General features: G+C 58.9%; 8 protein-coding genes. 7 read left to right on the top strand and 1 reads right to left on the bottom strand.

Going from position 1 to position 13590, the window contains the following annotated elements; genetic code table 11:
• Positions 1-243 precede the first annotated feature (243 nt).
• A complete protein-coding gene (locus PSV43_RS22310) occupies positions 244-2373 on the bottom strand; it encodes a PEP-CTERM sorting domain-containing protein (protein WP_300202969.1) in 2130 nt (709 codons plus the stop codon).
• Positions 2374-2563: 190 nt separating this feature from the next.
• Here PSV43_RS22310 and PSV43_RS22305 point away from each other — a divergent pair, with 190 nt between their 5' ends.
• The 7 genes from PSV43_RS22305 to PSV43_RS22275 all read left to right on the top strand — a co-directional run.
• Entirely contained in the window at positions 2564-4342 is a 1779-nt protein-coding gene (locus PSV43_RS22305) for a GMC family oxidoreductase (RefSeq protein WP_300202966.1), read from the top strand.
• 25 nt (positions 4343-4367) lie between these two features.
• The gene (locus PSV43_RS22300) at positions 4368-4853 is read left to right on the top strand and encodes a hypothetical protein (RefSeq protein WP_300202964.1); all 486 of its coding nucleotides are present in this window, start codon (positions 4368-4370) and stop codon (positions 4851-4853) included.
• Positions 4850-5509 (top strand): gluconate 2-dehydrogenase subunit 3 family protein, encoded by a 660-nt coding sequence (locus PSV43_RS22295; protein WP_300202961.1) that lies wholly within the window; start codon positions 4850-4852, stop codon positions 5507-5509. The genes PSV43_RS22300 and PSV43_RS22295 overlap by 4 nt, the downstream gene beginning before the upstream one ends.
• Before the next feature lie 154 nt (positions 5510-5663).
• Positions 5664-8225 (top strand): DNA gyrase subunit B, encoded by a 2562-nt coding sequence (locus PSV43_RS22290; RefSeq protein WP_300202958.1) that lies wholly within the window; start codon positions 5664-5666, stop codon positions 8223-8225.
• Positions 8194-9588, top strand: a complete 1395-nt coding sequence (locus tag PSV43_RS22285; protein WP_300202954.1) for a Fic family protein — start codon at positions 8194-8196, stop codon at positions 9586-9588. The genes PSV43_RS22290 and PSV43_RS22285 overlap by 32 nt, the downstream gene beginning before the upstream one ends.
• A 39-nt stretch (positions 9589-9627) precedes the next feature.
• A complete protein-coding gene (gene gyrA, locus PSV43_RS22280) occupies positions 9628-12330 on the top strand; it encodes a DNA gyrase subunit A (protein WP_300202951.1) in 2703 nt (900 codons plus the stop codon).
• 113 nt (positions 12331-12443) lie between these two features.
• On the top strand, positions 12444-13590 hold a 1147-nt coding region (locus tag PSV43_RS22275; RefSeq protein WP_300202948.1), incomplete at its 3' end, for a sulfatase-like hydrolase/transferase.

Raw genomic sequence — 13590 nt, 5'->3', positions numbered from 1 at the left:
GTCCGGTGGTGTGGGAGCCCTGACGGGTGCAATCCCGTCAGGGCCACCCGATCTTGGGGGCGTTTCAAACACGGACTAGCCGGGTGGTTCCCGCTGCGCGGTTTCGCTTCACCACCGGCTTGTCTCTCTGCTTTGCCTTCGGCTACCTCCGCTTCGCTACGGCTCTCCGGGAGCACCAAGCACGGCCGCCACTGGGCAAATCGCAAGATTTCTGAAGAACTGCGTCACGTTGCTGCGCGAGATTCAATAGGCTGCGTCTTTCGTGCGAGCCCTGCGCCGACGGCGGAGGGTGAGGAACGCGAGGCCCAGGCCGCCGAGCACTGCGCGGGAGGGCTCTGGCACGGCGTCCACATGCAGTGTGAGCGCATTGGCACCGATGGTGAACTGACCGGCGAAGCCAAGTGGCGTGGTGCCGAAGGCGAGATTTGAGAGAGTCAGGCCAGAGACGGAGCTGTAGTTCATCAGCGTGTAGTCCGTGCCGCTGGTGAGGCTGCCGGTGTTCAGGATGTCGAACAGCGTGGTGCCGCCTCCCGTGAAATTCAGCGCGCCGCCGATGTTCAGCAGATCGGAGGTGGTGCCGAGTTCGAAGACAAGATGAGACCCGCCCACGAGGTCGAGATTTCCATCAATGTTCAGCGTGCCCGGACTGAGGCCGGGGGCAATGGTGCCGCCGCTGGCGACCGAGACATTTCCTGCAATGTCTCCCGTGCCTTTCAGCGTGCCGGTCGAGCTGATGAGGACGTTGCCGGAGCCTGTCGCGCTGCCGGTGGCGTTGGTGACGCTGAGCGTGCCGCTGACGGTGGTGTTGCCGCTGTAGGTGCTGGCACCGGAAAGGATGACGTTGCCGCTGGAGATGTCCACGCTGCTGAAATTGGAGATCGACCCGGCATAGCTGAAGGTGTTGCCTTCGCCTGGATTGAAAGTGGCGGTGTTGGTGCCGGTGCCGCCGTCGATGTCTCCGGTGATGGAGCCGCCGGTGACGGTGAGTGTGTCATTGCCGCCTTGCAGGTTGATCGCCTTGCCGTTGTCGCCCGTGATGGTGCCTGCGTTGCTGAGGGTGTCGTTGCCATTGCCGGTCTGGATGGCAGCTCCCTCGGTGGTGGCGTCACCTGCGCCACGGATGACGCCGCCTGCATTGTTGGTGACGGTGTTGTCAAAGGTGCTGATCATCTGGATCGCGTAGCCGGTGGTACCGCGGATGAGGCCGCTGTTGGTGATGCTGGCGGCTGCGAAAGCATTTCCCTTGCTGGAGTTGTCCACCAGGATGCCGTGACCTTCGATGCCGGTGCCGTCCAAGGCTCCACCGGTGATCTCCGCGCCGGAGTAGTTCACGATGGTGCCGCCACCAATCGAGACGCCTTCGGGGTGGTTGGTCAAGGTGTCCGAGCCAGTGCCATTGGCACCGAGGCCACGGATGATGCCATAGTTGTAAAGAGTGGTGATGCCGTCCACATCGACACCGTCTCCATCGCCGACGTCATAATGAGCGCTGTCGTAATTGCCGAGGATGCTGCCGTAGTTGGTGACGGTGGCGGAAGATGAGGCGGCGGCGGTGCTGTTGTTGTCGATGTTGATGCCGGAACCGTTCACGCCTGTGATCGTGCCGCCGACGTTGTTCGTCACGGTCATCCTGAATGAGCCGACGGTGTCTGTGGCGGCACCCCCGGTGATGCCGTGGCGGCCGGAGATGGTGCCGCCGTTGTTGTTGGTGACCTGAACTCCCGTGTTGTTCTGGGCATCAATGCCATCGCTGCTGGTGGCTTCATTCCGTGCTGTGATGGTGGGATCGACGATGGGTGCGGCGAGGATTGATCCATTGTTGATGATGGTACCGTTGACGCCCGGACGCACGGCATCCGCCGCCGTGGATTTGATCAAACCCGTGGCGTAGTTGGTGACGGTGTTCGTTCCGGAAGCGATCGTGGCAAGATCCAGTGCCTGCGCGCCACCGGCTGAGGCATTGAGGGAGATGATGCTGCCGTAGTTGTTGATCGTGACATTGTCTGAGGCCTTGTTGACGCGGATGGTGTCGGAATCAGCGGACTGGATCAGCGCCCCTGCATTGTTGGTGATGGCCATGGTGACGCTGGCCGTGTTGAGATCAATCGTCCTTCCGGTGCCCGTCTGGCTGATAGTGCCATTGTTGGTGATGCTGGCATTGTTGCCTGTGACCGTGACGGCCACCGTGCTGCCGCTGACGGTCAGTGCGACGCCGCTGTTGACGGTGCCGGTTTGGCCCGAGCCGCTGCCCAATGTCTGAGCGGTGGTGGAGTTTGAACTGATGATGAAGGTGGCCGCTTGAAGCGAGGCTGCGGAAAGGATGCTGGCAAGCGCGAGGGCGGCTGCGGAGAGGTTGCGATGCTGGTTTTTCATGTCGGAAGGAGGGGGCGAAAGCGCGCGCCTATCCGTGCTATGGCAGCGGCTGTCGAAAGACGCGGGGTGACGATTTCGCCTTGTGGCAGTCCCGACACATTGCGGCTGCAAGGCCCCGGCTTTCGTCGTCTCCAATCTGGAAAAAACGTAACAGGACTTGTCGCCATCCTGTCATGGCTATAGTCGCGCCATGCCTGTCCTCACCGAACGCAAAACGCAGCCGCAGTATGATGTCATTGTCGTCGGCTCAGGAGCCGGTGGTGGCATGGCGGCGATGATTCTGGCCTTGAATGGGGTGAAGGTGCTCATGATCGAGGCCGGGCGCAATTACGAGCCGGTGAAGGAGACGCCGATGTTTCATACGCCGGAGATGGCGCCGCTGCGTGGTGCGGCCACGCCAGATCGGCCCTTTGGCTTTTATGATTCGAACATCGGCGGCTGGCAGGTGCCGGGTGAGCCGTACACGAACAAGCAGGGCACGGAGGGAGATTTCTGGTGGTGGCGTGCGCGCATGCTCGGCGGTCGCACCAATCACTGGGGACGCATTTCGCTGCGGTTTGGCGAGTTTGATTTCAAACCGAAAGCGCGGGATGGCCTCGGCGTGGACTGGCCGATGAACTACGAAGACATGGCTCCGTGGTATGATCGCGTGGAGCAGTTGATCGGTGTCTATGGCGAGAACGATGGCATCGCGAATGCACCGCATTCATCGCCCGGAGTGCTGATGCCGCCGCCGAAGCCGAGGGTAGGGGAGTTGCTCGCAAAGAAGTCGGGGCGGAAGATTGGCGTGCCGGTGGTGGCTGCGCATCGTGCGGTGATGAGTCAGCCGCTGGATTGGAAGAATTTGCCGAAGGTGCTGTTTCCAAACAACCCCAAAGCGCAGGAGATTCTCGGCAAAGATATGATGTCCCGCGCGGCGTGCTTCTGGGCCACGAACTGCATTCGGGGCTGCAGCATCCGCGCGAATTTTCAAAGCACGACGGTGCTGCTGCCGCCCGCACTTGCCACGGGGAATCTCGACATCATCACGGACGCGATGGTGCGCGAGGTGGTGCTGGATGGCAGCGGCAAGGCCACGGGGGTGCATTACATCGACAAGGTCACGCGGCGGGATGCAATTGCGAAAGCGCGCGTGGTCATTCTCGCCGCGAGCACCTGTGAAACTTCGCGCATTTTGATGAACTCGAAGTCACGCGACAAGGCGGGGCTCGCCAACTCGTCTGGGCAGGTGGGGCGCAATCTCATGGACAGCGTCGGCACGCGCCTGGGGGCACACATTCCCGCCATGGAGGATCTGCCGCCGATGAATGAGGATGGTGCGGGCGGGCTGCACACCTACGTGCCGTGGTGGCTGGTGCATGATCATGCCAAGCTCGGCTTTGCCCGTGGCTATCATATTGAGATGGGCGGAGGTCGGCAGATGCCGGAGGCGAAGAGCTTTGGCTATTTGGACTCGACCTCGCCGGGTGTCTATGGCCGCAAACTCAAGGACGAAGCCCGCCGCTACTACGGCGCTCAGTTCGGCTTTTCAGGTCGCGGCGAGATGCTCCCGAACAAGGACTGCTACAGCGAGCTAGACCCCCATGTGGTGGATCAGTGGGGCATCCCCGTGCTGCGTTTCCACTGGAAATGGAGCGACCATGAGATCAAGCAGGCCGAGCACATGCAGCAGACCTTTGCGGCGATGATCGAAGGCATGGGTGGCAAGGCCAAACCGCTCAGCGGCGCGGATGCCATTCAGAGGCCCGGCGAGATCATCCACGAAGTCGGCACCGCCCGTATGGGGGACAAGGCGGCTGAGAGCGTGACCAATCAATACTGCCAGACCTGGGACGTGAAGAATCTCTTCCTCATGGACGGCTCCGTCCTGCCCAGCAACCCCGACAAAAACCCCACGCTGACTATCCTTGCTCTCGCCTGGCGTTCCAGCGAATGGCTGATGGAAGAGATGAAACGGGGGAATGTGTGAGGTTGGTTTAATGAATGCCCATGTGATGAATCGTTCCTACAAAAAGCGACGTCGTGGGGTGGCCGAGCGGTCACCTCGCGCAAAATCAAACCCGAGGCGGGCTCAATCGCTGGCTCTTACGGGCGTGATCCTTGTCCTTTTGGCCTTGGTGCTCAAGGGTATTGGGCTTGTCATGCTTTCTCACGGCGCGGCGACGCTGGATCTCGGGAAGATGAATGACCAGAAGGACCTCGCCGGAGCACTGGCTCCGTTTTTGTCAGCGCTGGCCAGTGCGGGAACCATTCTGAGTGCTGGAGACTGGCTGCAGGTCATCGGCGCTATGGGGGTCACTTACGCCTTTCAGTGGGGGGAGTACCGGGGGCGCTGGTTTTTTTGGGCCATGTTGAGTCTCGCCCTGGTGCTTGTCTGGCTGCCCGTCAGTGGAACCGTTTTTGGCGTGTGGTGGTTTTGGTGTCTCGCCTGGGCCCGCCATGAATTTTTCTCGAAACAGGTCATTTCAACTTCCCCATGAACAGCGATCCCTCTCCCATCTCCCGCCGCCACGCCCTGAAAGGCCTCTTTGGCAGTGCCGCCGGTGCAGCGGCTGTGCCGGTGCTTGCGGCACCGCGTGAGACCGAGCCTGCGCCGCCAGCGCACCCCACCCGTTTTGTCTTTCACGACCCGGACTTCATGCAGCCGCTGAAGTTTCCGTGGGAAAAGCTGCTGTCTGCCGAGGAACTGGCCACCACACAGGCTCTGGCGGATTTGATCCTGCCGAAGGATGAAACCTCGCCCGCTGCCTCCGAGGTGGGCGTGCCCGACTTCATCAATGAATGGGTCAGCGCCGATTATCCTGCGCATCAGGAGGACCGGGAAACCATCCGTGGCGGCCTGGGATGGCTCAATACGGAGAGCTTTAAGCGCTTTTCCGGGCGTTTTGAGGAGCTTGGGGTCGATCAGCAGTCCGCGATCGCCGACGACATCTGCGGCGCGGCCCAGGTCAAACCAGAGCACCACGTCGGGGCGGTCTTTTTCAAGCGCTTCCGCCAGCTCTGTGTGGGCGGCTATTACAGCCACAGCAAGACCTGGAAAAGCCTCGGCTACGTGGGCAATATCAGCCTGGGCGGCCCCTATCCCGGGGTTTTGCCGGAGGTCATCGAGAAGCTGGGGCTGCAGGACGTGGTTTGAGCGGGGATTTGAGGCCGGAAAAGACTTCGTTTGGGAGCAAAAAATCCCTTTGCGCCCCCCTGCATCTTGCTAGTCTCAACGGGTCATCATCGAGCACGTTTCCGGTAGAGGTTTCATGGACGGATTCAGTCGATGGTTCAGCCCTTCAAATCCTATGTCCGAACAGTCTCCTGAGCAGAATGCTGCTTTCAATACCGGTGTGGCCGAAAACCAGGCCTACGGTGCCGATCAAATTCAAAAACTCGAAGGCCTCGAAGCCGTCCGGTTGCGGCCGGGAATGTACATCGGCGATCCTGATGAGCGCGGCCTGCACCACTGCGTGTTTGAAGTGGTGGACAACTCCATCGATGAGCATCTCGCGGGCTATTGCAAAAACGTCTGGATCACCATCCACACGGACGGCTCCATCACCATTCAGGATGATGGTCGAGGCATCCCGGTTGAGATGCATCCCAAGGCAGGGATTCCTACGGTCGAACTGGTGCTCACCAGCCTGCATGCCGGCGGCAAGTTCGGCGATGGCGCGTATGAATTCTCCGGTGGTCTGCACGGCGTGGGTGCCAAGTGTACGAATGCGCTGTCCGACTGGTTTAAGTGCGAAGTCTTTCGCGACGGCAAGATCTACTCCATCGGTTTTGAGCGTGGCAAAACGACCGAGCCGCTGAGCGTTCTCGGGGATCTCGATGATCCGAAGACCACCGGCACGAAGATTTCATTCTTCCCGGACGCCACGATCTTCACGATCACGACCACCTACGTCTTTGATCGTCTGCTCGTGCGTCTGCGCGAACTGGCCTTCCTCAACCCTGGCATCAAAATCACGCTGACCGATGAGCGCATCGATCCGGTGCGTCAGGACATCCTTTTCTATCAGGAAGGCGTGAAGCAGTTCGTGCGCGAGATGGGGGCGGACAAGGACAAGATCCACCCTGATCCCGTCGCACTGGCAGGTCGCCGTGAGGTGCCCATTGATGACAAGAAGAAGTTCATTCTCGTCGATTGCGTGCTGCAATGGAACAAGGGGCTCAATGAGCAGACGCTGTGCTTTGCCAATGCCATTCCGAATCCGGACGGCGGCGCGCATTACAGCGGCCTCAAGACCGCGCTGACCAAGGCGGTGAAGCAATACATCAACGTCAATCCCAAGAGCTTCAAAGACAAGCTGCCGGACATCGAGGGCGATGACTGCCGCGAAGGCATGATCTGCGTGCTGAGCGTCAAACTTACCAATCCGCGCTTCAATTCGCAGACGAAGGTGAAGCTGGTGAACGGCGAAGTCGAAGGCGTGGTGAACTCCATCGTCTATGAAGGCCTGATGCGCTTCTTTGATGAGAATCCCGACACCGCGATCGAGATCATCAAGAACATCATCATTGCCGCGAAGTCCCGTGAAGCTGCGCGCAAAGCCCGTGAAGCGATCCGCAAGGATGCCATGAGCAGCGGCGGTCTGCCGGGGAAACTGGCTGACTGCTCAGAGCGCGATCCGGTGAAGACTGAGCTGTTTATTGTCGAAGGTGACTCCGCCGGTGGCTCCGCCAAGATGGGCCGCAATCGCCACAATCAGGCGATTCTCCCGCTGCGTGGAAAGCTCATTAATACCGAAAAAGCCCGCCTTGAGAAGGTGCTGCAAAACAAGGAAGTCCAGACCATGATCACCGCCATCGGCACCGGCATCGGTGGCGACAGCGAGGTGGAAGGCTCCTTCAACATCGAGAAGCTCCGCTACCACAAGATCGTCATCATGACCGATGCTGACGTGGACGGCAGCCACATCCGCACCCTGCTGCTGACCTTCTTCTTCCGCCAGATGCCGGAACTCATGAAGGGCGGGCACATCTACGTCGCGCAGCCGCCGCTGTATCAGGTGACACGTAAAAAGCGCGAAGAGTATGTGCAGAGCGACGCCGAAATGGACGCCATCCTGCTCGAACTTGGCTCCGGTGAAATCAGCCTGCGCAACATTGCGGATGGCAGCAAGCTCGCCGCTGATCGCCTCAAGGCGATCCTCGATCTGCTGGTGCCCGTGGCCAAATTTGCCGACATCATCCGCCGCCACGGCGCTGACTTTGAGCACTACCTCCAGGCCCGCGATGAAGCCACCGGCAACCTGCCGCATCACCTCGTCGTGATTCGTGAGGGGAACGAGGTCATGATCCATTACTTCCACAGCAACGAGCAGCTGGCTGCCTTCGCGCGGGAGAACCACGATCTGCATCTCTTCGGAAACCCAGCGGTCGTTGAAGCCAATGGCAACGGCGTCGCTGCACTGCCGAAGTCGCACCGCCGTGCGCGTCTTATTGAGATCCACGAAGCCCACGGCATGAAGAAGCGCTTCCAGCAGCTTGATGAACTCGGCTTGCACGTGGACCACTTCAGCAGCCAGGACAAGCCGCTCTTCGAAGTCATCGAAGGCGATGGCGACCACGCCAAGGTGCACCCCGTCTTCAGCATCCCCGGCATCCTCGACAAAGTCATGGAGATCGGCAAGCGCGGCATGGAAATCAAGCGCTTCAAAGGTCTGGGCGAAATGAACGCCAAGCAGCTCTTCGAGACCACGATGGACCCAAACAAGCGCACGCTCCTTCAGGTCAAACTCGACGAAACGAACGCCCACGAAGCCGAACGCATGTTCACCATTCTGATGGGTGATGTGGTGGAACCACGAAAGCATTTCATTGAAGAGAATGCTCTCAACGTCCGCAATCTCGACGTCTGATTTCATGGATTCTCCGGGGATATCTGCCGACATCCTCACTCAGATTTCAATGCTGAAATCTGAGTGGGATCGTGTGCGCATCCTCAGCGCAGAGAACGATGCACGCCTCTGGCGGAAGCTGCGGCTGGACTGGAACTACCATTCCAACCACATCGAAGGAAACACGCTTACTTACGGTGAGACTGAGTTGCTCCTTATCTCTGGCAAAACGACGGGACAGCACGACATCCGCGAGTTTGAGGAGATGAAGGCGCATGATGTTGCCATCCAGCATGTTCGCGATCTCGCCGCCGATGCGTCACGCCAACTGACGGAAGGAGATGTTCGCGATTTGAACAGAATCCTTCTCAAAGAACCTTTCTGGAAGGAGGCGATCACGCCTTCAGGCGCTGCCTCGCGCAAGCAGATCATTCCTGGAGACTACAAGGCGACACCGAACAACGTTCGTACGGCCACAGGAGAGATTTTTGAGTTTGCCACTCCAGAAGAGACTCCGAGGCAGATGCAGGAACTTGTATCTTGGTTCCGTGATCAATTGGAGAACGAGGATGTTAACCTCATCCGTGTGCTGGCCGTCTTTCATCACCGCTTTAGCGTCACTCATCCCTTCGACGATGGCAACGGACGCACCATGCGTTTGATCGTGAACTACGCCCTCATGCGCAAAGGCTGGATGCCCATCGTGATTCGCACGGAGGACAAGAAAGCTTATCTTGGCGCTCTCAGCGCTGCTGATGCTGGAAACCTTGAACCTTTCACCGAGTTCTTGGAGCTTCAAGTGGTGCGCTCTTTGGAACTTGGCATCAAGGCCGCCCGTGGTGAAGAACTGGAAGAGCCTGAAGACTGGATGAAGGAGATGGAGTTGTTTGTGCGGGCTAACTTGACGAAGGAGGGGCCGGCTCCACGTTTGGATGCTGCTTTGCGTGAACAATGGTTGAACCATTCGATTTTCCCTCTTCTGGATGCGGTGTTGTTAAAAGTCCAGCCGCTCAAAAAAGTGTTTTCGTTGGTGGATTATGAAATCAGATCCAGTTATGGCGGCGGCTTTTCATCGAAGCCTTCAAAGAAAGACTATATTGCAAGCGCCTTCAAAATAGCGGGCAATCAAGAATCCTTTCAAGTCAAACTCGCCTTGGAATTAAAGACTTTCTCTGGTGCTGGCATCCCTCCGTTTGATCTAGCATTCGACCTAATCATTAAGGTGGAGTTGTCTCGTTATCAACTTATTGGCCCAGGCATTCCAGATCAAATGCCGCTTTTGCGTTACGACAATCCATTGTCGAATGTCCAGATAGAGCAGCTTTCCAGTTCCATCGCCAGACACGTTTTTGAGCAGGTTAAGAACAAGGCCGTTCCTGCTTAAAAGTCAGATTCTCTCAGTCCCACTTTCCCGTCCCCTCCCATGCAAGACCCCAACATTCGCCCCATCTCTGTCGCTGAAGAAGTGAAGAACTCCTTCCTCGATTATTCGATGTCCGTCATCATCGCCCGTGCGCTGCCGGATGTCCGTGATGGTCTGAAGCCTTCCCAGCGCCGCATTCTTTATGCGATGCATGAGCTGTCGCTCTATCCGCCGAAGAAGCACATGAAGTGTGCGAAGATCTGCGGTGACACCTCGGGTAACTACCATCCGCATGGTGAAGCGGTCATTTATCCGACGCTCGTTCACATGGGGCAGCCTTGGGCCATTCGTGAGCCGTTGATCGACCCGCAGGGGAACTTCGGTTCCGTGGAAGGTGATCCTCCGGCAGCCATGCGTTATACGGAAGCCCGCATGACGCAACTGGGCGGCACTTTGATGTCGGACATGGAGAAGGAGACTGTCGATTTCGTTCCCAACTACGATGAACGTCTCACGGAGCCGAGCGTGTTCCCGGCGGCGTTCCCGAATCTCATCGTCAATGGCGGCACCGGCATCGCCGTGGGTATGGCGACGAACATGCCTCCGCACAATCTCGGTGAAGTCGTGGATGCCGTCTGTGCGCAGATCGACAATCCGGGGATTACCTGCACGGAGCTGCAGGCCTTCATCAAGGGGCCGGATTTCCCGACGGGTTGCGTCATCCTCGGCACCAACGGCATTCGTGATTACCTGGAAACCGGCCACGGCAGCGTGCGCACCCGTGGTCAGGCGGAGATCGTCGAAAACGGCAACCGCGAGCAGATCATCATCACTGAGATTCCGTTCAACGTGAACCGTGCTGAGCTGGTGAAGCGGATCGCGGAACTCGCGAACGAGAAGGTCATCGCCGAGATCAGCGGCGTGCGTGATGAGTCGGATGAAAACACCCGCGTCGTCATCGATCTCAAGCGCGATGCACGTGGTCAGGTGGTGCTGAACAATCTGTACCGACACACCGCGCTGGAGTCGAGCTTTTCGATCCACATGCTCGCCATCGACGGTGGCAAGCCGCGCGTGCTGAGCATGAAGGACGCGATTGCATGCTACATCGAGCATCGCCGCGAGGTCGTCATCCGCCGCACACGCTTCCTGCTGAAACAGGCTGAGTTCAAAGCGGAAAAGCTCGAAGCCCAACTCCTTGCGCTCGGCCACTTGGATGACTTCATCAAGATCATTCGCGACAGCAAAAACCGCGATGAAGCCCGTGAGCGCCTCAAGGCCTACAATTTCTCCATCAGCACCGCCGAACAACTCGGCATCATGATTCGCGGCCAGGCCAGCATTGTGGGGGACAACTACATCTTCACCGACAAGCAGGTCGAAGACATCCTTGAGCTTCGCCTCTACCAGCTCGTCGGACTTGAGCGCGACAAGATCAAAGCCGATTACGATGAAGTGCTCATCAGCATCCGTGATTTCATGGACATCCTGGCGCGTGAATCCCGCGTGCTCCAGATCATCAAGGATGAGCTCATGGCCATCCGTCTCAAGCATGCCACGCCGCGCATGACACGCATCGAAGCCGCTGAGGGCGAGATCGAAAACATCGACCTCATTCCGAACGATCCCGCCGTGGTCACCATGACGCACATGGGCAGCATCAAGCGTACTTCGACTGCTGAATACCGCGTGCAAAACCGTGGCGGCAAAGGCCTGAAAGGCATGGAGACGCGTGAAGCGCAGGGCGAGGAAGCAGCCACCGACTTCGTCGAGCATCTTTTCAGCGCGCATCTGCACGACTTCCTGCTCTTCTTCACCAACACGGGCCGCATGTATGTGGAGCGTGTGTATCAGCTCCCCGAGGCCGCACGCACCGGCAAAGGCCGCAGCATCAAAAACATGCTCAACCTGAAGCCCGCGCACACCGTGACGCGGACGAAGGACGGCAAAGAATACTCCGTGAGCTTCCCAGCGGAGAAGATCGCCGCCGTGCTCACGCTCGTGGCTCAAGGCTCCGAAGACGAAGCCATGTGGGCGGCGGACAAGTTCGTGGTCTTTGCCACCAAGGACGGCACTGTCAAAAAGACCGCCCTCGAAGAATTCAAAAACTACCGCAAGGACGGCATTGCCGCCATCAACCTCGATGAAGGCAACGACCTCGTGGATGTGGTGCTGACCGATGGGAATAAAGAAATCTGCCTCGTCACCCACGAAGGCATGTTTGCCCGATTCCATGAGACGGGATCTGACCCAGCTTCACCCACTCTGCGTCCGATCGGCCGTAACACCGCCGGGGTGCGTGGCATCACGCTGGATGACGGCGACTTCCTCGTCAGCTGCCTCACGAACGAGCCCGATACGATGGTGCTCGTGGTTTCCGAGAACGGCCTTGGAAAGCGTACTGCTTTCGATGAGTACCGCCTCCTCGCCAATCGTGGCGGCAAAGGCGTGACCACGATGAATGTCACGGAGAAGACCGGCAAGGTCGTCGCTGCCAAGGCGGTGCATGACAAAGACGAGCTCATGCTCATGACCACCAAAGGCCAGAGCGTACGCATCCGCGTCTGCGACATCCGCGAAACCGGCCGCAATGCCCAAGGCGTCAAGCTCATGGGTCTCAAGGAAGGCGAAACCATTCAGGATGTGGCTACGGTGGTTGCGGACGAAGCCGAAGCTGTGGCGGATACCCCTGCGGTGGATGACACCGTGGCGGAGCCGATTCAGGAAGCAGCTCCAGCGGAAGACACACCTGCGGCGGAATGATGCCCTAGGATTCATCTCAAAAGAGGCGCAGCTAGCTGCGCCTCTTTTTGCGTACATGCCTGAAGCGCGGAATTTGAAGCAGGAAGTCCCCATGCACTTCGTTTGGATGCTGCATGATTCGCTTTTCCATTTTCCTGCTTCTCGTCTGCGCCACACTGCACGCCGCGCCGACGAAGCCCAATTTCGTCATCATCCTCGCCGATGATCTCGGCTACTCGGACCTTGGCTGCTACGGCAGTGAGATCGCGACGCCGAATCTGGACAAGCTGGCGGCGGGTGGGCTGCAGTTCACGCAGGTTTACAATACCGCGCGCTGCTGGCCCACGCGCAGTGTGCTCATGACGGGGCACTATGCGCAGCAGATCGGCATGGACCCGCCGTATGGCAAATTTCCGGCGTGGGTGCGCACGCTGCCACAGCGCCTCGCTCCGCTGGGGTATCGCAGCTACCACTCGGGCAAGTGGCATGTGAGCAATGCACCGCACGTCGTGGCCGATGGCGGATTCACGCGCTCGTATCATGTGGCGCAGCAGGACAATCACTTTCATCCGAAGAAGCATGAGCTGGATGACCAGCCGCTGCCAGAACCTGAGGGGCCGTGGTATTCGAGCATCGCGATTGCGGATCATGCGATCGACTTTCTCAAAGAGCACGCGCAGCAGCATGCAGGCACCCCGTTTTTCACCTACCTCGCCTTCACCGCGCCGCATTTCCCGATCCAGGCGCTGCCGGAGGACATTGCCAAATACAAGGACACCTACACGAAGGGCTGGCCGGCAACACGCGCGGCACGCTTCGAGCGGCAGAAGCAGTTGGGGCTCATCTCCACGACCTTGTCTGATCCTGAGCCGCAGATCACCGCGCCCAGCGGCAAGAAGAGCGATCTGGAAATCCTCGGCCCCGGCGAGACGCGGCATGCGGTGCCATGGGACAGCCTGACCTCGGAGCAGAAGCTGTTTCAGGCCACGAAGGAGGCCATCCATGCGGCGATGATCGACCGGCTGGATCAGGAAGTGGGACGTGTGCTCGCGCAGTTGAAGGCGATGAATGCCTTCGAGGACACGCTCATCGTTTTTCTCTCAGACAACGGCGCAAGTGCGGAGATCATGGTGCGCGGCCTGGGCCATGATAAAAACGCGCCGATGGGTGCGGCGGCGTCCTACCTCTGCCTCGGGCCGGGTGGGGCCACGGTGTCCAACACGCCGTTTCGTCGTCATAAAATCTGGGTGCATGAAGGCGGCATCAGCACACCGTTCATCG

This window comes from Prosthecobacter sp., from assembly GCF_029946185.1.
In the GTDB taxonomy this organism is placed as follows: domain Bacteria; phylum Verrucomicrobiota; class Verrucomicrobiia; order Verrucomicrobiales; family Verrucomicrobiaceae; genus Prosthecobacter.
The sequence above is the reverse complement of the archived record's forward strand: the minus strand, read 5'-3'. Positions and strand labels throughout refer to the sequence as shown.